This is a genomic window from Chryseobacterium aahli (genome assembly GCF_022699665.1).
In the GTDB taxonomy this organism is placed as follows: Bacteria; Bacteroidota; Bacteroidia; order Flavobacteriales; family Weeksellaceae; genus Chryseobacterium; species Chryseobacterium aahli.
Window position 1 is genome coordinate 130519 of sequence record NZ_JALDNB010000014.1, and the last position, 24090, is coordinate 154608.

Here is a 24090-nt window from a genome sequence, read left to right on the forward strand (position 1 = left end):
AGAGAAAATTTTATCGTTATTCCTATAATGAATATACTGTCATAAATGGGAAACTACATAGAAGCGAACTAAACAAAATATTGCATATAACATTGCAAAAAATTGAGAATGGTAGATTTGAATTTCATATTGAAACCTTTGACAGAGAACTCAGAGATAAAAAATTATCTCTGTCCGAAAAAGATTTCTTAAGTTATGTAGCAAAAATAAATGATGAAATAAAAGTAGTAGCAGATAAGTATGCAAAACTTAAAACACTGAAAGACCTTCTCTTATTACAGGAAAAGGTAAAAGAAATTACTAAAAAACTTTCCGGGTCTTATGTAGGAAGACATGCAGAAAATAGCTTCAAATTTCTTAAAGCATTCTATAATAACGGAAGTATAGTTTGTGATGACTTAATGAAGAATAACCAATTCGGGCTAATCCTTCATAAGTTTTACTGCAAATACGATAAGGAAAATAACCCAAGCCATATTGCACGTTACAGAAACTTGATGAATAATACAGTAGCAGATATTGAAGAACAGGCACAGCTACAAAGCATAGATGAAAAAGAACAGTTAATTACTTTAATTTATACTGGCAAATTATCTTCCGTTAAAAATTGGGAACAATTTTATGAAGAAATGGACAGAAAGGAAATTTCATACAATAAAGAAAAAGACTTCCCCACATTGAATATCTATGAAGGAATTATTCTTTTAGATTCTAAAACGAAGGAAGTTTTAAAGCATAACCTCTCTATAGATTTTTCCTTGGGAGAAAACTATCAAAAGAAATTTATATACGAATTAAAAGAAATAAGCTATGACGAAGTATAAAAAAATATCTTGGCTTACGGAGCTACAACATAAGTTAGACATCAAATTTGGAAAAAACTTATATAATGCTGCTTTAATTGCATTGTTATTTGGGTGTTTAAGTCTTACGTCTTGTGGTGGAAAGGATGCAAAAGTTCCCAACTTTCCAACTCATGAAAAAGTGGAAACACCTGAAAAACCACAACCTCCCATAAAAATTACAATTACTGATACTAAGCAAACAGTTACAAATAATGAATTGAAAGAAATTTATGGAGATACACCTGTTATTAAAGACGCTTATTTTGCAAAAAAAGTAGAAGAGAAAGATAAAAAAGTAACTTATGAGCAAATAAAATCGGCATCTATAAAAGATGAAGTTCATATTGTAGTAGATACGCTTAACATTCCTATTGGAACCGAAGTAAAGGTAAAAATTTTAGAGAAAGGAATAATAAATAAAGACGAATACAAAGAAGTTTCTTTTTTGCAGGATAAAAAAGATGTTCAAGGGATTTTTACAGCAAAAATAGACTATTATGATACTGACGGAGATGGAGAGATGCTCGCAGTTTTCACAATCAATCTAAACAATATAGACGACAAAATTACGCAAGACTGGATCAGTAAAATAACTTCCGATAAAGACAAAAAATTAAAACTTTGTATATATGTAGAAGTTCCAAGTTTGAAAGACAAAGTAGTGTATTGTAGCGATAATATGGATTTGGGAGAAGGTATTCCAAAAGACGGAGTTTGGCTGGATCAACCTAATAAATGGTTTGAAGTAAAAACTTGTGAATGTGTATCTTATAAAATAGAAAATAATTTACTAAACGGACCTAATGTAATTCATACGAAAGCAGGAAGCAAGGTAAAATCGACAGGAGCAATGCAAACTGTTAAAGCAATTGTTTTACATCGTACAGCAGGTTATACTACGATTAGTGCTGTTGGTCATACTAAAGGAACACATTTTTATGTGGATGGCCCAAGAGGAAATGATGGTGAAATATTTCAACCTTTCGGATTGGATAAAAGCAGTAGCCATATTAGAAGTAGTACTGATAAAACCAGAATTGCAAGAAAAGATATAGAAAATAACAACTCAATAGGCATTGAAGTTATTGGCTTGAATTATAGCAAGGATAAAAAAGGCGTTTGGATAAATCAGCCATCTGCTGATAAAAAGATTACTAAAGGATATAAAGATTACGATGGGGAACATCATTGGGACGAACTTTCATTAAAACAAATTAATTCAGTAGTTTGTATCGTTAAAAAATTACTTGAAAAATATAATTTAAACAAGTCAGATATTTTACTTCATGAGGGTATTCAGCAAAAAACTGGTGGAGAAGGTCAAGCTGTATATGATGCTATAATTTCAAAACTATAATTATGAAACAATTATTAACATTTTTACTAATATTTATTCTATTATCCTGCTACAAAAGTGAAAATAGAATAAAAAAATCTGAAAAATTAAAAGATAAAGTTTCATACAAGAATGATAAAGTTGAAATCAAAATTAATCAAACTAATTTCCAAGAAACTATTTACCAAATTGTAAAATATTATAATGCAAAAGATTTTACAAAATTAAATAAATTAATTAATCCCAATCTAGGGATTTACTTCATATATAGAATTGGAACTGTGGATTTGTGGAAGAATGATAAGCAGATATGTGTAAGTTCGTCTTGTAAAAATGAAATAAGTGTTCCATATTGGTATAGGGAAGCAATTTCAAAACAAAAAACTGGACATAACTTTAAACTAGATACCGTTAAAACGGATGTTGTTATAGAATGCGACTCTATAAGTAAAAAAGGGTTATTTTTTGTAAATAATAAAAAAGCAGCAGAATTATTATCAAACACAATAGAAAATTATATAATTTCCATATCTTATGATAATACAGAAGAATCTAAAAAAGATATTGCTAAATTCAAGCAAGAAATAAAACCAATTCAAAATTGGGAAAGAGATAGTAGAAGAATAGTTCTTTCATATAAGACTGAAGATAATTATTTTGGAAATACTTTTATTTTTTACGTAACCGAAATAGAAGGGAGGTGGTATCTTTCAATAATAGATTTTGTTTCAACTGATTGTAGTGTATAGCAATTAATTAAATGAATGTTTATGAAAGACATAATATTAATAATAATTACATCGATTCTACTTTTAGGATGCAAACCTGTAGAGGGTAATGGTTCAGATATGGAGTTTTTATTTAACTTCATTGATAATCAATACTATTTTGATATAAAATTAAAAAAACGATGTATTATAATATATCGTTTTTTATTTTTGCCGACTAAAAAAAGCAAAATAGCGATTCCAGCATATATGTTTTTACACCTAATGGTGCAGATGTGGAGTTGTTACTTTTCTTTTAAACATTATGAATAAACGTTGGAATCAATGTATTCACTGTAATTACAGTTACTGTATCAAGGCAGGAATAACATCACAAAATAAACAACGCTACCAGTGTAAAAGATGCAGAAAAAAGTTCATTATGAACTATTCTTATAATGCATATCATAAGGGCAATAATCATAATATTCAACGACTAATAAAAGAAGGGAGTCGGAATAAATGGCATTAGCAGATTGCTTAATGTCAGCAAGACGACTGTACTAAAAAAGATTTTAAAAATCGCTACTAAAGTTGTTAAGCCACCAATCCCTAAGAATATTACAATCGAAATTGACGAGTTAAAAACATATACTAAAAGTAAAACCAATGAACGATGGGTAGTTGCAGCTTATTGCAGGGAGACAAAGAAAGTAATTGATTATAAGCTTGGTAGAAGAACGACTAAGACGCTACAATGTATTATAGATACTTTACTTTATGCAAATCCAAAAAATATATAGACACTGTCCCATTAAGCGTGTAAGTTAAAAAGTTAGGGCTTAGATTTATAATCTGAACCTATTTTCAAAAATAAGCATAAATTGGTTTAAAATCAATCCCAAATTTTGGATGGGCATGGTCCATTTTTTAGTTGCTTCTTTCAATGCTAAATAAACAGATTTTATAACTGCATCATCTGTAGGGAAAGACATTTTATTTTTGGTGTATTTTCGGATTTTCCCGTTTAGATTTTCAATTAAATTGGTCGTGTAAATTATTTTTCTAATCTCGATTGGAAACTCAAAAAAGACGGTTAATTCGTCCCAATGAGTTCTCTAGGATTGTATTGCATAGAGATATTTACTTTCCCATTTGGTTGCAAAGTCGTCCAAAGCTGCTTTTGCCGCTTCTTTTGTGGGAGCAATATAAATGTGTTTCATATCTGCAGAACATTCTTTCCTATCTTTCCAGACAACATATTTACATGCATTTCTAATTTGGTGAACTACGCAGATTTGGGTTTGAGATTGCGGAAAAACCGAGCGAATGGTCTGGGTAAATCCATTCAGATTATCGGTAGCAGTGATGAGAATATCTTCTACGCCACGGGCTTTTAAATCGGTCAGAACATTCATCCAAAAGCTGGAGCTTTCGTTCTTTCCGAGCCACATCCCGAGAACTTCTTTTTTACCTTCACGATTGAGTCCTACGGCTAAATAAATGGTTTTGTTGATGACCTTGGAGTTTTCACGAACCTTGAAAACAATCCCGTCCATCCAGACAATCAGATATACTTCATCCAATGGTCGGTTCTGCCAGGCAACCACTTCACTGGCAACAGCATTGGTGATTCGTGAGATGGTAGAAGTCGAAACGTCAAAATCATACATTTCTTTGATTTGCTCTTCAATATCACTTACACTCATCCCTTTAGCATAAAATGAGATGATAATGTTCTCCAAACCATCGATGATATTGTGTCTCTTTGGAACTAATGCTGGTTCAAAACTGCCTTCCCTATCTCTGGGAACTTTTATTTCTGATTCGCCGAATGAGGACTTTATCTTCTTGGTTGCGTGTCCGTTCCGATAGTTTCCATTAATGGTTTTTTCGTGTTTTGAATTATCCAAATGGCTGTCAAGTTCAACATCTAACATATGTTCTACTGCTTTTTTGTGCAGCTCTTTAAAGAATGAGGTTAAATCTTCCCCGTTCTTAAAGGATTTGTAGAAATCCTTATTGTTTAGTAAATCTTCTTTGTCGATCATAACTATGTAATGGTTAAAAATAATAAAAAGTTATTTCCGTAAAATTTTTTGAGCTATAAGGGCTCAAAATTTTCCAGAATAACTTTTTAACTTACACAGTTAGTGGTCATCAAACGAACTTAGACATTTTAATTTAAATCCTTAAGGAGGATTTTCGGTTTATAAACTTACTAATTTTTGTTGGTTATACATTTGTCTTCTTTTCAGGATGGATTCGGCTTTTATCTGCTTTCTTTTTTTCAAAATCTGTTCTGATCTTCCGAAGAACATATCCGCGGGAGTGAGGTTATTTATCGACTCGTGATAGCGCTTGTTATTTTAGTTTTCCACAAATTTTTCCAATGCTTGGATGAGTTCCTCGGGGTGATAAAAATGATTTAGTTTCACTACTACAGAGCAATTTCTACTACCAAATCTTTCTGTTTCTCAGGAATACTGTTCCATTGTCTGTTGTTCATTCTTTTTGTAGCTTCCAAGCCATCATAGCCGTTTTCCAAGTAGCTTTGATACCATTTGTAAAAGCTGCTTCTGGCAATTCCAAAACTTTCCAGTGTTTTCCTTACCCTGGTTTCACTTGTCGTCACAGTTTGAATGATCTCGTATTTCTCGGCTGCTGATAATCTCATATATTTCTTGTATTTATCGATTAATCCAGCCTGTCTAAACTTTTTTTTACAATGTCATAACGAACAACCAGATCAGCCACGATCTCTTTCAAACGTGCGTTTTCCTTCTTCAGATCTGATACTTCATCACTCGTAGCTTCTCGAGCGACATCTCCATTTAAGCGCTTCTTTCCTGCTTCCATAAACTCATTGTTTCAGGCATAAAACTGTGACTGTGCAATGTTATAAGTTCGGCTACGAAAGTCTCCGCTCGAAGACCTTCCATCACGATTAAAATCTTTTGCTCTGCAGTAAATATTCTGCGGGTGTTCTGGCGAATATCTTTTACGAATTTCTCGGTCGGTTTCTTTTTCGGTGTTGCCATAATTAAAATTACTCTTTTTATGAAAACACTCCTTAACTTTTTAATATCTAATGTCCACTTTTTGATGACGATTTACAACTTGTATTAAACGAAAAAAGCCATATTGTTGCACCAGTAAAAACGACGCTCTCTATATTGTTTATCAAAGTGACCTATTCGGTGACCTAAAAAACAAGAGAATAGCATAAAGCTTATGGATAGGGCTTTTTTGAAAAAATAACAAGTCCCGTCCGGATCGCAACTACAATTTCAGAGTAGTACAAAAAGCTTTAAAACATACGTTTTAAAGCTTTTTTTATGTATTGTATGGTTCAGATTTAGTGGCTCAGTCTCAAGAAAAAGGATTGATCCGTGATAGGTAATTTTGAAATTTCAATAGATTAATTATCATTATTCATTAGAATTTAATTTTTAAAAATGAGAGTAAAGTAACCTTGCTCTCGTTTATTTTTGTAAATAAAACATATTACAAATGATTGAAAATCATAACAGATGTTCCAGAGTTACTGACACCGGAATTTGTCCCAATTATTCCAAATATAATTTAACATAAACATCCATAGTTAGCCTATCAAACATATATAATAAAAAAGAACTAATCTTTAAAGCACTCCCATAAATTCCAGATAAGGAGTCATCAGCTTTTTATCAAAAACAGGAGGTGCTAAATTGGTATCCGATAAGAACTGCTGCGTATTACTTCTGTCATAATAATAGGTGTTTTCGTAAGCTTCTACTAATGATTTTCCTTCGTGTACATCTTCTGTGAACAAGCTCAGTAAAGGATAAATTGGTAAATTACTGTTATATTTCCATTGATTAAGCCATTGATGATATTCCATTCCTTTTAAATTGATATCGTAATATTCATTTATTTTGGCACAGAAATCAGTGAGCGAAACATCATTTTCAGGCAAAGGAGAAAGGTGGAAATTGAGCCCGACTGCTTCTTTCTTTTTACTAATGTGCATAATTGCTTTACACATATAATCTACTGTTGTCAGTTCGTCCTTTAATCCCATCACAAGTGGAAAAGAATTAAGCTCAACACAGCTTCTGATCAGCGATCCCCACCATTGATTCATCACGGTTGCCCCGGAAGTACTGTGACAAACCGCAAAACCTAACCTGAAATTAGTAATAGGAAGTCCTTTTTGCCGTACTTTTTCAGCAATGCTTTCCATTACCCATTTGCTTTTTATATATCCCAGATCTCTGGAGACTGCTGCCATATTTTGATCGATAGAATCATCTTCATACATCCATGTTTTCTTTGTGAATGGTCTGCCCCAGCTAAATACGCCCATAGAAGACAACAACATCAGAAATTTTATTTTTCCTGTCACCGCAAGATCAATGATATTATGCAAACCGTCAATATTCGATTTTTTAATTAAAGAATAAGGCTGTACATAACTCACCGAACTTCCCGAATGATAAATGACTTCAATATGATTGGTGATGAAGTTGTAGTTTTCATTTTCCATCCCGAAATGAGGCAAGGATAAATCTCCTGTCATCGCAATAATCCGGCTATCATAATCAGACGACCATGATAATTTAAATTTTTCAAAAGTGTTTTTAATACGCTCCAACCCTTCTTCCGAAGACGAAGCACGTACCAAACAGTAAATATTTGCTGAAGTTTGCTTTAAAAGTTCTTCTAATAAATGAGATCCTACAAAACCTGTTGTACCTGTTAAAAAAATACTTTTAGGATTCTTTAAGATCTCCGGATTTGGTGATTCATTTATAGTAAAATCAATATGTAATTCCGAATCTTTTATCAATTCGCTGATCATCATTTCAGCTTTACTTTTTTGCGAAATTTCTGTTTTTATCATTCTATTTTCAACCTCCTTAACTAAAGCTGAAATAGTGGTGTAAATATAAAGTTCCGGCAGACTGATCAGATTTCTGACGGGCTCTGGAAGCAACATATGCATTTGAGCAAGCAACAATGAATGCCCTCCTAATTCAAAAAAATCATCTTTTTCATTAACATCTTCCAGCGAGAGAAGATCTTTCCAGATATGCGTTACGATTTGGGTTAAATTATCTTCTTTCCATTTCGGTAAATTGCTATTTTTCGCTTGATTTTCAGGAATTTCCAACAATTTTTTATCTATTTTTCCGGCATGGTTCAAAGGCATTTGATCTACAATAAAAATCTTGTCAGGAAGCATATAAGCAGGCATTACCTGTTGTAATTTCGCCTTTATATTCTGTAAAACTTTTGCCTGATCTTCATCTGTTGCAAGCTGAATAAAAGCAATTAAAGCCGGCAAACCATTTTCTTTTCTTTGAACTTTAACCGCACTTTGAGTGATCTGTGGCAATTTTGAGATATTATATTCAATCTCGGCAAGTTCGATTCTATATCCTCGGATCTTAACCTGATCGTCTTTTCTTCCGAAAAACTCAAGATTTCCGTCTTCTCTGCGCAGAGCCATGTCTCCGGTTTTATAAAGCGTTCTACCATTATTTAATTGATCCAAAAGCCATTCTGGAGCCTGAATAAAAGATTTTTGAGTGTCTTCTTCACGATGTAAATATCCTAACGCCAGTTGAGAACCTCCGATATAAATTTCTCCAACTGTACCATCTGTTACTGGTTTCAAATTCTCGTCTAATAGAAATACATCGACAAATGGCATTGCAGTTCCAATAATTTTTGGATTAATTTCTTCTTTAAATTCAAAATTACTCACCGCAACGGTAGCTTCGGTTGGTCCGTAACTATTGATCAGTCGTATCTTTTTGTACCATGATTTTATAGTGTTTTCAGTACAAGCTTCACCTCCGATAGCTATTGTTTGTAGATTTCCGATAGGTTTGTTTAAAGGTAACGAAGCCAAAACCATCGGCGGCATCAAAGGAATGGTATCAATATTATGGGTAACAATAAAATCTAAAAGTGGTTCGCCCACGATTTTATTATTTGGATATAAATGCATCTTAGCCGCTTTGATTAATGGCGTCCAGATATCTATGATGGCAGCATCAAAGCTCGGAGAAGCAAATTGCAGGGTTATATTATCAGCCGATAAGTCTAAAACTTTTGCCTGATATTGTACAAAATTATAAAATGAATGATGTGAAATAATCACTCCTTTTGGCATTCCTGTGCTGCCGGAAGTGTAAATTACATAAGCCGGATTTTCAGGAACAATATCAATTAAAAGGTTTTCAGTCGACCTATTTTGAAAACTTTCGTCAGAAACTAAAGAATCTAGTGCAATACTTTGGATATGATCATTACTGACTTTATCTAAATATTGATCTACGCTGAGCATCAGTTTGATTTTTGAATCATCAATCATCATTTGAATTCTGGCTTGTGGTAATTCACCGTCAATAGGTAAATAAGTCGCGCCAGTTTTTAAAATAGCTAAGAAAGCAATAATACGGGTTGTTGATTGAGGAATACAAACTCCGATCAATGCTCCTTTTTCAATCTTTTGAGTTTGTAAATAGTGCGCTAATTGATTGGCTTTTGCATTAAGTTTTTCATAAGTCGTTTTTTCAGAGCCATTGATAATGGCAATTTTTTCAGAATACTCTTTTGAGATTTTCTCAATTTGTTTTACAATATCGACTGCATTATTCTGGGAATTGCTTTCCAAAAAATTATTCGAATAAAAATTTACCGTGTCTAGTTCTTTTTTCATGGTTTAAAATTTTATGTTAAAATTTGGTATCAGTATTTAACATAAAATTAGAAAAAAAATATATCCGAAATTATAGTGAACAAATAAATTTTTAAGCGTTAATAAAAATTAACATGTAGTTTTCTGATTTGTAAATATTTGCGAAATTTTGTGAACCCAAATTTTTACATTATTTTTAAATAATCAAATCACTTAATAATGAGAAACTGTCTTGTTTTGAACACTAAAGATTTAAAAAATGTTAAAAATATTATATTCATATATTGATAAGAATAAACATAATTATTTATTACACGAAAAACTTGTTGAAATGCCCTTAGATTTTCAACAGAGAGTTTCGAGATATAAAAAATGGCAGAATGTACAAGCGTCAATAATCGGACGTTTATTATTAGATAATCTCATAAAAACATTTGATTTAAATTTAAGTATTGAAAAATTAGTGTACAATTCAAATCAAAAGCCCTATTTTGAAAACACTAATATCTTCTTTAATGTTTCTCATACAGAAGATATTGTTGTTTGCGTAATAACAGATATAAATGAGATAGGCATTGATATTGAAAAATTACAAAATATCAATATAAATAATTTTAAAAATTTTTTAACCAGACATGAATGGGAAACTTTAAATAATTCTCAAAATGCTATGGATAGTTTTATCTCTCTTTGGACACAAAAAGAATCTGTAATTAAGGCTACAGGCTACGGTCTTAGTTTAAATCTCGCATCATTTGAAATAGAAAATGATAATACAACTGTCATAGATAATAATATTTACTCAGTAAAAGATATATATATCAATCAAAAATATAAATGTCATTTGGCTATTAAAGGTGATTTTCTGCAAACTGTTGATATAGAATTATTAAATGAATATTTAAAAAGGCTCCTATAATGTTGTTATCATTATAAATGAATTCAATTTTTAGCCAAATTAAACTTAAAGCATTATCTGCATAGATTTCTCAAATGTTTATTTAGAAAAATTTTAATTTTCAGTGTTTTTCCTATGCGACAAACAGTGTTTTCCCTGTGGTATGTAATATTATTATTACACAACTTTGTTGGTATAAACTGAAGCCATGAAAATCACAGAGTTCCTTTCGAAACTTGTTGCTGCTATAAATGCGGAAATAGCAGGAACATCAATTGTCGAATTAGCCAATGTAGCTACTTTGAACGATGGAGATGAATTTCTGACTTCCAAATCTACCATAATTTTATCCATTGTAAATATAGAAGAAGATAAAATACTTAAAAATCAGACCTTATATAAAAATTATATTCAACCAAGCAATACCATAGCAAAATACAAAAATCCTACTCAGAATTTAATTTTATCACTTCTGTTCACATCTTATAATATAAAACAATCCGATTACGCTACAGGAATCGAAAAACTAGAAGTGGTAATTAAATACCTTCAAAACAACCGAGTTTTTTATTGGCAACCTCCCAATGATAATTTATTGAAAAACGAACCAAAACACGATTATGAAAAGTTCATTTTTGAAATAGTAAGCCTAAAAATCGACCAACTGAACCAAATGTGGTCTTATCTCGGGTCAAAATACATGCCTTCAGTTTTGTATCAGGTGAGAATGATCCCTATCCAGAATGAAGAAAGTCTTAAGGATAAAGAAGTTATTAAAATCTCTAAAGTTCAATTGTGGGAAAATGACAAAGAAGATTTAGCAGGATTATTAGAAAGCGGAGAATATAAAATAGAAGATGAAAAGTTACCCAAAAAAGATTGGAAAATAGTTCCTGTAGAAAAATAAATAAATGTAAACCAATAAATACTGTATCATGAATATTAGCTCAATTAAAACGCCTGGAGTGTACATTAACGAGATTGATGCATTTCCTCCATCCATTGCCAATGTGGCAACCGCCATACCTGCTTTTGTAGGATTTACAGAAAAATATCCAAAGAAAAATAATCCCATCAAGATAACCTCTATGCTGGAGTACGAACAAGTTTTTGGAGGAGCAGCAGAACCCAAGAGCGTGACAGTAGTTCTAGACGCAAACAATCAAGCCACCGACGAATGTAAGATTACAGAAAGCGATTATAAACTCTACAATAGTTTACGACTTTTTTATGCCAATGGTGGCGGAATTAGTTACATCGTTTCTGTTGGTTTGTACGGAGAAGCTATCACAAAAAAATTGTTTACGGATGGTTTAAAAGAATTAGAAAAAAAAGATGAGCCTACTTTATTACTTTTCCCAGATGCAGTAAGTTTATCTGCTGCGGATCTAAGCGAAGTACAAAAAGCGGCATTAGCGCAATGTAACGATCTTATGGATAGGTTTACCATTATGGATGTAAAACAAACCGAAAATCAAAACAATGCTGGAAATCTAGATTCCGATAGCGAAGAATTCAGAACGGCTGTTGGAAATCAATTCCTAAAATACGGAGCAGCTTATTATCCTTATTTGCAAGCTAATTTCCCAAGTAAATTCAGATTCAAAAATATTAATGGAACAGCAGATGGGAAAGTTAATTTTAAATCTATTTATTCAGGAGATGCTGCAATTGTTTCCTTAATTGAAGATTCTGAAGGTATACAAAGTGATTATGATACAATTGTAAATAAATGGAATCCCGATGAACCAGATCCATTTTATGCTAATAAAAGTCTTACATTGCCTATCACTCGTATAAACTTGAATGATAATATAGTAAAATGTTGGAATCTGTTAGCAATACTTGCAGATACAACCACTATAAAAAACGGCAATCAAGAAGCGTTTATTAATAATTTAATATCCGTTAATCTTAAAAAATCTGTTCAGAATTTATTTGATTTAAAGAAAGTTTACGAAGAGTCAGATTTAGAGTTTGTTGATAATTCGGATCCAGAACACCCAACCCTCGAAGATGTGGTTGCTCTACCTCCTATTTATAATAGCGTTACCTATAAAGCTCCTTGGGAAGATATTGGAGATTTGGCAGAAAATAATCCTAATCCTTATTTGCATATCATAAAAAATGTCCCAAAAGTAGATGAAGTAGTTGGACCAGATCCTGTAGACGAGATACCACAACATAAAGAGGCAGATTATGCTTTAGTTCAGTCAATAGTACAAAAAATTCAATCTGGTATCATCCAATCTATGGAATTGGTTTTAAAATCTATTGAAAATTATGTATTGGAAACTGAAAACACTTTAACCTCCAATATTCCAATATACCCAGCAGTTATTTCCAAACTTTCCCAAAAACTGAACACTGTTCCACCTTCGGGAGCTATTGCAGGAATTTATGCACAAACAGACGCTACAAGAGGCGTTTGGAAAGCTCCGGCTAATGTAAGCGTAAACGGAATTGTAGGTTTAACAGACGATCTCAACGATAAAGATCAACAGGAAATGAACATCCATGAAACAGGAAAATCCATCAATGCAATCCGAAAATTTACAGGAAGAGGTACTCTTGTTTGGGGAGCAAGAACTTTAGCAGGAAACAGCAACGATTGGCGATACGTTAATGTAAGACGATTAGCCAATATGATTGAAGAATCTGTGAAAAAAGCCTGTATGCAGTTTGTGTTTGAGCCTAATGTTGCACAGACATGGGTAAATGTAAAAGGGATGATAGAAAACTACCTTACCACTCTTTGGAACGATGGTGCTTTGGCAGGAGCAAAACCAGAACACGCATTTTTTGTAGCAGTCGGATTAAACCAAACCATGTCTGCACAGGATATTCTGGATGGTAAAATGATTGTGAAAATAGGATACGCTCCTTCAAGACCCGCAGAATTTATCATTTTGGAATTCAAACAAATGCAACAAAAATCTTAATTATTAACTCTAAAACTATACATCATGCCAAATACAGATTTTCCACTACCAAAGTTTCACTTCAGTGTAGAATGGGGCGGTAGCAAAATGGCTTTTACAGAAGTTTCCGGATTAAATAAAGAAATGGATGTTATTGAACATCGCGTAGGATCAAGTCCCGAATTCTTTAAAAAGAAAATGCCCGGAATGCTGAAACTTAGCAATATTACGCTCAAAAGAGGAGTCTTTGCAGGAGATAATGAGTTCTATGAATGGTACAATACGGTTGCATTAAATACCGTTGAACGTCGAAATATTACCATCTCTTTATTAGACGAAAACCACGAACCAAAAGTGGTCTGGAAAGTAAAAGACTGTTTTATAGTTTCTTTAAAATGTACAGATATGAAATCTGATGCGAATGAAGCAGCTATAGACACGGTAGAAATAGCCAATCACGGATTTACAATGGAACACGTATAAATCTAAAACATTATGTCTGACAGCAATCCCATCCCAGGTTTTCACTTTTCTGTAATCTTTGAACTATTGCCGCAATTTAGTGTCGATACAAAATTTCAAAGCGTTAACGGACTGAAAGTTACCATGGAAACCGAACCTTACACGGAAGGCGGGCAAAATAAATTCAAGCATAATTTGCCCTTACGTTCCGGATATCAGGATTTGGTTCTGAAAAGAGGATTAACTTCAGATATGTCTGGTTTGTCGATGTGGTGCAGTCAGGCGTTGGAAGATTTTGTTTTTTATCCTGCCAATCTGATTATTTCTTTATTAAACGAAAAAGGAAACCCTCTGAAAGTCTGGTATGTATCACACGCCATTCCGTTGAGTTATGAATTCAGTGATTTTGATGCCGAACAGAATAAAATTGTTATCGAAACTATAACGCTGAAATATAACTTTTTTAAAGAACTTCTAGTTCCTAATTTTTAATAATTGAAAAAATGGCTATTCAGATTAAAGAATTACACATCAAAGTAAAGATTGAAGAAGAGCCGGTAAATTCTGCCCGTTCTCAGCAAATAGATCCTTCAAAAATACAGGAACTAAAATCGCAGCTCATTAAAGAGTGTACCCGTGAAGTATTGGAAAAACTTAAAGAAAGAAAAGAAAGATGATACAAGCAGCATTAGGGATTATAGACAAAATGCGGATAGAAGTATATGAAACCAACGACTATAAAAAGACTCCTAAAAAAACCATTTTTGTTCAGCTTAATCCCGAAAAATACAGTCTTAAACATAATGTAATGTTTTGTGATGGGCAGCCGATGGGAGCTTCTTCTAATAATTTAAGTTTTAACAGAATAGAAGGGGAAGAAGTCACTTTTGATTTTGTTTTTGACAGTTCGGGAGTTGTGCCTCCGGGAAAAATAAAAGACGGAAAAGGAGAAATGTCTTTGCTAGATAAAGCAGGAGATGTTCTTGATGCTTTATCGCCTGCAATCGTAAATCCTTTTGCAGAAATTAAAACGGTGGAAAAAGACGTAGAAGAGTTTAAAAATCTTGTAATGGGCTATAACGGGAAAACCCATCAGACTGCCTATTTACAGATTCTTTGGGGAGGTTACAAGTTGCAATGTCGCCTAAAAAGTATGGATATAGAGTATATGCTTTTCAGGAAAGATGGAAGACCGATTAGAGCAAAGGCAAAATGTATTTTTAAAGGTACCGCGACGTATGATGTGATGGTAGCCAAACAAAATAAAATGTCTCCTGATTTAACTCATCTCAGAACGGTTAATATGAATGACAAGCTGGCTTTAATGGCAGAAAATATTTATGAAAACCCTTCATATTACATTGATGTAGCTCAAACCAATCAATTATTAAGTTTCAGAAAAATAGAAACCGGGCAAAACATTTCGTTTCCGCCTATTAAATAAAATGATATGCCTGTTCAACCTTATATATCGACTGATGATCTTCTAAAGCTGGAATTTTTAACAGACGAAAAAGATAATGGTCTCGATGCTTTACTTAAAGAAGCACAGGTTACTTTTGAGCTTAATAAAATACCTTTTGCCAAATTTACTTTTATTGCTTCAAATCCTGATGTAGATGCAAAAGCAGATTTACCAACAGATTTGCTTAAGAAAGGGCAGGAAATAGAAGTAAAAGTAACGGTAAATAAAAAACCTCAGACTTTGTTCAAAGGATTTATTAAATCAATTGAAAAAAGCATCAGCGAAAACTGTACTACTGTAAAAATAGAATGTAAAGATCAGGCTTTTAAACTCACGACACCATCTGAGGAATCTGATGACAGTACCGAAACATTCAAAGCAAAATTAGATGGATTTTTGACCAAGGCTAATATTATCAATAATATCAAATCAAAAGAACAACCGAAAAAAGAACAACCAAAAGAACAAAGCTGGGAAGAAGAATACATCACCCGCAATCTTCATACAATTCCGTGGGATTATCTGGTCGGATTTTTAGACTCAATCGGGATGATGGTGAATGTAAGAAACGGAGAATTCAATACTTTGGATATTTTAGAAGCCGTTCCGGAAGAAAAATATACAGCAGAAAACGGAATCAATGTATTCGCATTTTCAGGCAGAGAAGACGAATCAAAAAAATTAAGCAAAGCTTCAATCGAATATTGGAATCCATCTTCTCAGTCGATGGAAAAAATAGAAGCCGAACAAGAAGCTGAAAAAAATATAAAAACATTGACGCTTAACGAAAGCCGTCTTTTAACTTCCACAATGACAAGAATTGCAAAGACATTTCTTAAAAGAAGTAACCACGCTGTCATTCAAGGGGAACTTTCAACCTTCGGGAATCTGGAAGCGAAAGCAGGAGATTTTTTGAGCTGTAATAAAGTCAATAAGGAAATTGATAAAAAGAAATTATTAATCAGCAAAGAATATCACATCTTCGAAAATGCCTGCTGGAAAACCGAGTATACCTTGGGTGTAGAAACAGAACAATCTTTTACTGAAGCTAATTCGCCCTCCATTCCTGCTCAACAGGCGCAAACCGGACAAACCAATTCGGTGAGCGGATTACAGATTGGTGTTGTGACTCAAATCGAAGAAGATCCTGATAATCAATTCAGAATAAAAGTAAGAATACCTACACTTTCTGAAAGCGGAGAAGGGGTCTGGGCAAGATTAGCCAATGTATTTTCAGGAAACGAGATGGGAAGCTTTTTTATTCCCAATGTAAATGATGAGGTGATTGTAGGATGTCTGGGAAATAATCCCGATACGCCAATTATTTTGGGAAGTCTTTACAGTTCACAAAATGCGATGCCGTTTCCTATTGAAAAAGAAAATTATACGAAAGCTTTTGTAACCAAAGAAGGTACAAAAATACAGCTAGACGACGAGAAAAAATCTATTGAGCTCAGTACAAAGAAAGGAAATAAACTTTTGATAAGTGATGATGAAAAAGGCTTTGTACTCGAAGACGAAAATGGAAATAAAATATTGATGAATGCAGACGGAATCACATTAGACAGCAGCAAAGATCTTATTCTTAAAGCCAAAATGGATTTCAAAATGGATTCAGCAAAAGCGGCGCTTACGGCGTCTGCAACAATGGATGTAAAAGGATCAATCATAAAACTCAATTAATATGCCTGCAGCAGCAAGAACTAGCGATATGCACGTTTGTCCGATAGTTACAGGAACAGTACCCCATGTAGGTGGCCCTATTTTACCTGGAGGAAATTCTACCGTATTAATCGGCGGAATGCCGGCTTCGGTAGTAGGAGACAGTTGTGTTTGTACAGGACCGCCAGATGCGATTGTAAAAGGTTCAGCGACGGTACTCATTGGCGGAACTCCCGCCGCAAGAATGGGAGATTCTACAGCACATGGAGGAACGATCGTTTTAGGTTGTCCGACAGTGATCATTGGAGGGTAAAAACTAAAAATTATGAAAACAGATGACTTTTTAGGAAAAGGATGGGGATTTCCTCCGACTTTCAATACGGTTACAAGAACGGTTGAAACGGTTTCCGGTGAGAAAGATATTCAGGAAAGTCTGCAGATTTTACTGAGTACACAACTTACGGAAAGAATCATGCGTTCCGACTTCGGCTGTGATCTCACACCGCTTCTGTTTGAAAGTGTAACCGTAACGCTCCTCACAAAAATTAAAGGCATTATTGAAAACGCCATTTTAACGTATGAACCAAGAATAGATGTAAACGATATTTATTTTGGCTCAGAAACCAATGATACACAGGGAATTATTAGAATTGAGATTGAATACACCATTCGTGCAACCAACTCAAGGCTTAATTATGTATTCCCGTATTATTTAGAAGAAGGAACTCATATTAAAATCTGACATCATGGAAAATTGTTCTTCAAAAATATCAATCCACCAGGGAATGGGAACAACCCAAAATGCAAGGTTTTTATCTGCCTTACAACCCTCTTATTTTCTCCTGGACGAAAGAGAAGAGATAGATTATGTTGTATTGGCTCAGAAAATGTCTCAATACTTAAACCATTTTAATGAATCAGATTCTCATAATGCACAAAGCGATTGGTCGCCATTTTTTGCTTGGGAATCTACAGCAATTTTAGCTCAGATCTTCAAATGGAATATCAAAGATTACGAGAAAAAATACGAAAATGATAAAAAATATATTGCATTAACCAGTGATAATGGAGAGCAGAAAAAAATCATAAAAGAAGTCTTTGAAAAAATTCAAGATGATTTTATTAAACTTAGAGATAAAGTAGCGAGTTTAGATAATAGCATCTCTATAAAGGAATTTTTGCTAAGTTCTAAAACAGCGATTGAAAATCAATTGAATGCAATTATTTCAAAGATTTCACACGAAGATTCAATCATAACTTTATTACAAAGTTATCAATTTAATAAAAATATTCAGAATCTTTTCGGATTGCTTTTGTATTGGAAAAACAGTACCGAAAAAGCATTCACACAACAGTTAGAAAGCTATCCTTCTCACACTCCGCATTATGCTTTGTTTCTGGCTTTTTTAAAGCTTTTGGGTATCGCAAAAAATCACCTGAATGAATTTACCAAAAGACATCTCGATTTTTATTACAAAGATATTTTACAATTGCTTCCTCAAAAAGCGCAACCGGATTTTGTTCATGTATTGATAGAGCCTGCTGCCAACAAACATTCATTTCTGTTACCAAAAAACACTATTTTCTCAGCAGGGAAAAATTCGTTGGGGAAAAATAAATTTTACGCTTCTACTTCAGATCAGGCGATTAATTCTGTAAAAATTAAATCATTTCTAAGCCATCACATTGATCGGAATAGCTGGAAAAAAACAGATTTATTTCCTCTAAATGCTACAAATACCCCTTTTTTCGCATTCCCATCTTTCTCAGAAAATACGGAAACAGGTCTGCTTTTGGCAAGTCCGTTATTTTACATGAAAGGCGGAACAAGAACCATTACATTGAAATTTGATCCTCAGATTTTAGATCCGAATGCATTTGATTTTTGGATTACAGGAGAAAAAAAATGGGTAGAAATTACTGAGGAAAATAAAGAATTAACTCAGGATAAATATATTAAACTTACCATTCCAGCTTCTGAAAAAGCGATTGTTCCGTTTAATAAAGAAATTCATACGGGAGAAATTATTGCAACAATACATCCTGTTCTTAAAATAATTCCTAAAAACAATACAGAAAAAATTGACTGTAAAACTCTCGAAATCGGAATCACTGTAAACGGACTGAAAAACCTGATTGTTGCAACAGATACTGGAGTTGTAGACATCAATAAACCTTTCAAACCTTTCGGAGATTTTCCTAAAAACGGAAACGGATTTATCATCGGATGCAACGAATTTTTTCTGAAAAAAGGGGCAACCGCAAAATTTTCAATCGAATCGGATGCGCTGTCGTCTTCTTTGTTTACAGGTACGGTAAATTCAAGCTTGGTAAATTCAAATATAACATCGAACAGCGCTCAAATTTCTAATAAAGTTTCAGCAATTCCATCATTTACAGACATAAATACAGCTTCGTTATTTCAAAATCTGAATATTCAGGGAATCAATGTTTCAGCTTATTCTCATCGTGATCTTTTAGACAATTCTTTGTTATTTGAAATGAAGAATGGAAAATTTAGTAATGAAGGAAATAAAATTTTTGATTCTGTTTACACCAACAATAATCCTGTAAAAGAATATTTGGAAGACGAAATTCCTAACAAGGAAACTGTTTCCGGATATATCAGAATTCAGTTGGAAGATCCTAAATATGAAGGTGAAAAATTTTTGCAGGATTATATAAAAGCAGCGAAATTAGAGTCTCCGGTTTTGCCGAAAATTCCAGTTATTCAGTCTTTGGTGATGGATTATTCTGTCACTCAAAAATATAATTTCAATGCTTCAGATGATACTCTTAATGTTTTGGAATATTACCATCTTTTGCCTTTTGGATATGAAAAATTAAGTCCGAAATCTTCTTTATCATTAATTCCCGATTTACCACAAAAAGGAGAAATTTATATCGGATTTGAAAATGCACAACCCGGAAACGGATTAAGTATCCTTTTTCAAATGGCAGAAGGAACAGCGAATCCGAGAAAAGAGCCGGCAAAGATTTCATGGGAATATTTATCCGGAAATCAATGGACATCAATAGATTCACACGATATAGGAGATGAAACGCTTGGTTTATTGCAATCCGGAATCATCAATGTAACCGTTCCCGAATTTGATAATAGGCAAACTGTTGTATTACCTAAAAATCTTTTCTGGTTAAGAATTTCAGTGGATGAACTAGACAGAATCTGCTATTTTGTAGGCATTCACGAACAGGCTTTAAAAGCCGTTTTATTTGATTTTGAAAATAACGGAAACGGTTTTCTGGAGGTTACGCCAAAAGAAACCGTTTCAAAACTATATCAACCTAATTCTTTTGTTAAAAAAGTAAAACAGCCGTATCCTTCTTTTGGAGGAAGAAAACTGGAAGAAGATACGCAATTGTACCAACGAAGCAGCGAAAGACTGAGACACAAACAAAGAGCGATCACTTCGTGGGATTATGAAAGACTGATTTTACAGGAATTTCCGGAAGTATACAGAGTAAAATGTTTAAACCATTACCGATACGATTCGGGAAGTGTTTCGAATGTTTCTGCGGGATATGTAACGCTGATTCCGGTTGCAAAATCGCTCAGTTCATCCACTGTTCGGGAATGGAAACCATTGTTAAGCTTAAGTACTTTACAACGCATCAAAAACAGAATCATGGGATTGTGTTCTCCGCATGTTCGTTTATGTATAAAACCTCCTGTTTTAGAGAAAATACAGATCACCTGTAAAGTAAAATACAGAGAAATTCCCGGTGCAGATACTCGTTTGTATGCAGATTTTTTAAAAGAAACGATCAACCGATATATCAGTCCGTGGGCTTACAGCGATCTTGATATTGATTTTGCAAAGAAAATAGAATTGTCGTCATTGATTCAGTTGATCGATAATCAGTCTTTTGTAGATTATATTATTGATTTTAAAGTCAATCAGCTTATTCTGGATGATGAAGAAAATACAGTCGTAAAAACAATGGCAGATGTAAGGGAAATTGTTCCGCAGACAGATTACACTTTGTTTATTCCTAATGATACTCATGAAATTGAAGAACTCAAAAACAACTGTTAACCATGAATCCCGAATATTACATACCGTCAGAAAGAATATTGAAGCCTTCGCAGGATTATAATTTTTTGCGAAAAGAAGGTTTAAAATATATCGAGAAACTAGGAAACACTTTCTGGACAGATTACAATGCTCACGATCCTGGAATTACAACCCTGGAAGCACTTTCTTATGTGATTACAGAATTGGGATACAGAACAGATTTTGAGACTAAAGATCTTTTGACCAACGCAAACGGACAAATCCTGAACGGTTCATTTTTCACTGCAAGAGATATAATGACGAATGCTGCTTTGACAGAACTGGATTACAGAAAAATTTTAATTGATATTGAGGGCGTTACAAATGCTTGGTACTTAGCAACCCAAAAAGCACCCACCAAAATTGATTACAATACACCACATCCCGCAGAACAAAAATTATACATCAATGTTTTAGAAGATAAATTGAGTTTTGATTCTAAAGATAAAAATAATACATCATTAGAAAAGCTTTCTGTAAGGGGGTTGAATAAAATTATCATCGAACTGGATGAAGATCTTGTTGAAGATTCTACAACAAAACTAGAATTTCTATTCTTAACTCTTGGAAGATGGGTAAAAGTGAAAATTATTCCTGAATTTTCTTCATGGAACGATCCTAAAGTCCTTCTTCTGAGTAAAATGGATAAGCCTTCTAAAATAAAAAATAAAAAAGTAGAGATAAAAGATAATACAGTGGTTATTGTTGTTGAAAGAACCACTCAGATCAATGATACTTTAAAATTTATCATTGAACCTTCTGATAAGAACGAACTTCAACAGGTAAAAGATCATTTTAGTACAGAAAAACCGATTTGTGATATTATTAGATTATTAAAAGATAAAAGCACAGAAGAAAAAAATAAAAAAATAAGAATTGAAAAGATTTTCAGAACCGTTCAGCAAAAATTGCATCAAAACAGAAATCTTACCGAAGATTTTCTTTGTGTGGAAACCATCCAAAGTGTAGAAATAAGTTTCTGCGTCGAGGTAGAATTAGCACCTGAAACCGATTCTGTAGAAGCAATGGCGCAGATTCAAATGGCGATTGAAAAAATCCTGAATCCTCCGGTTCGTTTTTATACTCTTTCACAATTATTGGAGCAGGGTTTAAGGTCTACAGAAATATTTTTAGGACCAAAACTAAAACACGGTTTTCTGAATGACGAAGAACTTGAAAAAGCACAGCTTCCAAATAGCATTCATGCTTCAGATATTATTGCTGCGATTATGGAAATTAAAGGAATTGTTTCTGTTGAAAATCTTCTGATGACGGCTTATAATTCTTTGGGACAACCGATCACAGGAAGTATGAACCAAAAATGGTGTCTGCATTTATCCGGCGAAGAAAAACCTTTGTTTTCTGCTGAAAAATCAAAAATATTACTGTTTCAGAAAAACATTCCTTTCCTTTTGTCTGAAAATAGCCAAATGCTGGTGGATCAGAAAGTTCAGCAGCTTAAAGCTCAGATAAAAAATTACAAATTATATTCAGTTCAAAGTGATTTGCCTGTTCCGAAAGGTCAATTTTATCAGTTGGATGAATATTACAGCGTTCAGGAAGAATTTCCTGTGAATTATGGATTAGGAGCTAACGAAATTTCTGATAAAGCTTCCGAAAAAAGAAAAGCTCAGGTGAAACAACTGAAAGCGTATCTGCATTTTTACGATCAGTTGCTAGCAGATTTTTTCAGTCAATTATATAACGCTAAAAATATTCTTGATATTGAACCTGTAAAATATACCTATTTCCCTAATTATCTGGATAAAAACCCGAAAACAGGAAAAGACTTTTATTCAAAAGAAATTTACAGAAACGACTTTAAAAATGCATTATTAAACGGCGAATCAGAATTTGATGTTTCTCTGGAGGAATCACAATCTGTTTTCAATGACAGACGAAATCGGGCTTTAGATCATCTGATGGCTCGTTTCAGCGAAAGTTTTAACGATTATGTCTTTATGATGTACAAAGTAAGTCAGGATTCCGGAGGTTTGGGAGAGATGACTTTTCAGCCTCATGATCTGATTCATGATAAAGAAGCATTTTTAAAAAATTATGCAGAAATAAGCTTGGAAAGAGGTTTAGGAATAGATTATCTCAACACAAAAATCAACAATAATAAGTTTGATTTTCAGGATTTCTGGGAAACAGATCACAGAGGAGGTTACGAAAAAAGAACCGCAAAATTATTGGGAATCAACAATATCGGTTTAAGAGATATTGTAACAGAAGATGAGGTTCAGACACAATGGACGTTGCCTGTAAAGATTAATAATCAATCTGTTATCTGCAAAATTGTGCAGCCTTTAATTGATTTGGGCGAAAAATGGAAATGGACTCAGCAAAATTTACTCAATCCAAGTGTGTATTTCATTCATAAACAAGGCAGTAAGTTTTTCATTTATTTAGGCGAAAATCCTAAAAAAATATCAACAATAGATAAAAATTTCAAAAGCTATGAAGAAGCCTCAGAATTTTTGTATCAACTGATTCAATTATTAAATGAAGCGTATGAAAACTTCTACTGTCTGGAACATATTTTAATCAGACCTTTTCCACCTTTTGACAATGATACAGAAGATTTGTTAACGGTTTGTCTCAAGGATGACTGCAAAGACGGAGCGAATAATGATCCTTATTCCTTTAAAGCAACCATCGTTTTACCGGGATATTTATCAAGATTCAAAAATATTACTTTCAGAAGATATGCAGAGCAGATTTTCCGTCAGGAAGCTCCGGCTCACGTTTTACTGAAAATTTGCTGGGTAGGATATGAAGATATTATGAATTTCCAAAATGCTTATAAAAACTGGCTGGAAAACTACAGACATTTCAGACTTAAATATTGCAGTAAAACTTTAATTAAAAAAGATTGTACAACTTTTAGTCAGTATCATAAAGAACTGATAAAAAGGCTCGAAGAACTCAACACGATTTATCCTGAAGGAAATTTATACGATTGTCAGCTCAGCGAAACCACCAATCCGATTGTACTAGGTAACACCTCATTAGGAACTCTTTAAA

Annotated in this window: 22 protein-coding genes and 1 pseudogene; 18 read left to right on the forward strand and 5 right to left on the reverse strand. The window is 33.3% G+C overall.

All coding sequences use genetic code 11. From position 1 onward, the window contains the following. Positions 1 to 92 precede the first annotated feature (92 nt). From MQX03_RS18540 to MQX03_RS20610, 6 genes are read left to right on the forward strand one after another with little or no spacing between them, the layout of a single operon-like run. The gene (locus tag MQX03_RS18540; RefSeq protein WP_242804836.1) at positions 93 to 824 is read left to right on the forward strand and encodes a hypothetical protein; all 732 of its coding nucleotides are present in this window, start codon (positions 93 to 95) and stop codon (positions 822 to 824) included. Next, complete coding sequence (locus MQX03_RS18545) at positions 811 to 2202, forward strand: peptidoglycan recognition protein family protein (protein WP_242804838.1); 1392 nt, start codon at positions 811 to 813, stop codon at positions 2200 to 2202. Before MQX03_RS18540 ends, MQX03_RS18545 begins: the two co-directional genes overlap by 14 nt. A 2-nt stretch (positions 2203 to 2204) precedes the next feature. After that, on the forward strand, positions 2205 to 2930 hold the full coding sequence (locus MQX03_RS18550; protein WP_242804840.1) for a hypothetical protein: 726 nt from the start codon (positions 2205 to 2207) through the stop codon (positions 2928 to 2930). 21 nt (positions 2931 to 2951) lie between these two features. Further along, positions 2952 to 3221, forward strand: a complete 270-nt coding sequence (locus tag MQX03_RS18555) for a hypothetical protein (RefSeq protein WP_242804842.1) — start codon at positions 2952 to 2954, stop codon at positions 3219 to 3221. After that, a complete protein-coding gene (locus MQX03_RS20640; protein ID WP_449508583.1) occupies positions 3214 to 3420 on the forward strand; it encodes an IS1/IS1595 family N-terminal zinc-binding domain-containing protein in 207 nt (68 codons plus the stop codon). Before MQX03_RS18555 ends, MQX03_RS20640 begins: the two co-directional genes overlap by 8 nt. A 4-nt stretch (positions 3421 to 3424) precedes the next feature. Then, positions 3425 to 3691, forward strand: a complete 267-nt coding sequence (locus tag MQX03_RS20610; protein WP_394801758.1) for an IS1 family transposase — start codon at positions 3425 to 3427, stop codon at positions 3689 to 3691. 45 nt (positions 3692 to 3736) lie between these two features. Here the strand turns inward: MQX03_RS20610 and MQX03_RS18560 are convergent. The 5 genes and pseudogenes from MQX03_RS18560 to MQX03_RS18580 form a co-directional block, all read right to left on the reverse strand. Further along, a pseudogene (locus tag MQX03_RS18560) lies at positions 3737 to 4939 on the reverse strand (IS256 family transposase). A 389-nt stretch (positions 4940 to 5328) separates the two neighbouring features. After that, complete coding sequence (locus MQX03_RS18565; RefSeq protein ID WP_242804844.1) at positions 5329 to 5565, reverse strand: hypothetical protein; 237 nt, start codon at positions 5563 to 5565, stop codon at positions 5329 to 5331. 20 nt (positions 5566 to 5585) lie between these two features. Beyond that, the gene (locus tag MQX03_RS18570) at positions 5586 to 5747 is read right to left on the reverse strand and encodes a hypothetical protein (protein ID WP_242804846.1); all 162 of its coding nucleotides are present in this window, start codon (positions 5745 to 5747) and stop codon (positions 5586 to 5588) included. Next, on the reverse strand, positions 5723 to 5929 hold the full coding sequence (locus tag MQX03_RS18575; RefSeq protein WP_242804848.1) for a hypothetical protein: 207 nt from the start codon (positions 5927 to 5929) through the stop codon (positions 5723 to 5725). Before MQX03_RS18575 ends, MQX03_RS18570 begins: the two co-directional genes overlap by 25 nt. 602 nt (positions 5930 to 6531) lie before the next feature. Then, the gene (locus MQX03_RS18580) at positions 6532 to 9600 is read right to left on the reverse strand and encodes an amino acid adenylation domain-containing protein (protein ID WP_242804850.1); all 3069 of its coding nucleotides are present in this window, start codon (positions 9598 to 9600) and stop codon (positions 6532 to 6534) included. A 238-nt stretch (positions 9601 to 9838) separates the two neighbouring features. On the opposite strand from MQX03_RS18580, the gene MQX03_RS18585 reads away from it, so the two are divergent. The 12 genes from MQX03_RS18585 (at position 9839) to MQX03_RS18640 (ending at position 24089) form a co-directional block, all read left to right on the forward strand. Beyond that, positions 9839 to 10498 carry a 4'-phosphopantetheinyl transferase family protein gene (locus tag MQX03_RS18585; RefSeq protein ID WP_242804852.1) on the forward strand — a complete coding sequence of 220 codons (660 nt, stop codon included), beginning with the start codon at positions 9839 to 9841 and terminating at the stop codon, positions 10496 to 10498. 187 nt (positions 10499 to 10685) lie between these two features. Further along, on the forward strand, positions 10686 to 11384 hold the full coding sequence (locus MQX03_RS18590; protein ID WP_242804854.1) for a DUF4255 domain-containing protein: 699 nt from the start codon (positions 10686 to 10688) through the stop codon (positions 11382 to 11384). Positions 11385 to 11412: 28 nt separating this feature from the next. Further along, the gene (locus MQX03_RS18595; protein ID WP_242804856.1) at positions 11413 to 13419 is read left to right on the forward strand and encodes a phage tail sheath C-terminal domain-containing protein; all 2007 of its coding nucleotides are present in this window, start codon (positions 11413 to 11415) and stop codon (positions 13417 to 13419) included. A 24-nt stretch (positions 13420 to 13443) separates the two neighbouring features. Beyond that, positions 13444 to 13881: a phage tail protein gene (locus tag MQX03_RS18600; RefSeq protein WP_242804858.1), complete on the forward strand. Its 438-nt coding sequence runs from the start codon at positions 13444 to 13446 to the stop codon at positions 13879 to 13881. 12 nt (positions 13882 to 13893) lie between these two features. Next, positions 13894 to 14352, forward strand: coding sequence for a phage tail protein (locus MQX03_RS18605; RefSeq protein WP_242804860.1), 459 nt, complete (start codon positions 13894 to 13896; stop codon positions 14350 to 14352). An 11-nt stretch (positions 14353 to 14363) separates the two neighbouring features. Continuing rightward, positions 14364 to 14537: a DUF5908 family protein gene (locus tag MQX03_RS18610; RefSeq protein WP_242804862.1), complete on the forward strand. Its 174-nt coding sequence runs from the start codon at positions 14364 to 14366 to the stop codon at positions 14535 to 14537. After that, positions 14534 to 15304: a CIS tube protein gene (locus MQX03_RS18615; RefSeq protein WP_242804864.1), complete on the forward strand. Its 771-nt coding sequence runs from the start codon at positions 14534 to 14536 to the stop codon at positions 15302 to 15304. Before MQX03_RS18610 ends, MQX03_RS18615 begins: the two co-directional genes overlap by 4 nt. Before the next feature lie 6 nt (positions 15305 to 15310). Then, positions 15311 to 17008, forward strand: coding sequence for a phage baseplate assembly protein V (locus tag MQX03_RS18620; RefSeq protein ID WP_242804866.1), 1698 nt, complete (start codon positions 15311 to 15313; stop codon positions 17006 to 17008). A 1-nt stretch (position 17009) separates the two neighbouring features. Further along, the gene (locus tag MQX03_RS18625; RefSeq protein ID WP_242804868.1) at positions 17010 to 17300 is read left to right on the forward strand and encodes a PAAR domain-containing protein; all 291 of its coding nucleotides are present in this window, start codon (positions 17010 to 17012) and stop codon (positions 17298 to 17300) included. Positions 17301 to 17312: 12 nt separating this feature from the next. Beyond that, entirely contained in the window at positions 17313 to 17729 is a 417-nt protein-coding gene (locus MQX03_RS18630; protein WP_242804870.1) for a GPW/gp25 family protein, read from the forward strand. A 4-nt stretch (positions 17730 to 17733) separates the two neighbouring features. Beyond that, on the forward strand, positions 17734 to 21045 hold the full coding sequence (locus tag MQX03_RS18635; RefSeq protein WP_242804872.1) for a hypothetical protein: 3312 nt from the start codon (positions 17734 to 17736) through the stop codon (positions 21043 to 21045). A 2-nt stretch (positions 21046 to 21047) separates the two neighbouring features. Then, entirely contained in the window at positions 21048 to 24089 is a 3042-nt protein-coding gene (locus MQX03_RS18640; protein ID WP_242804875.1) for a hypothetical protein, read from the forward strand. Position 24090: the final 1 nt, after the last annotated feature.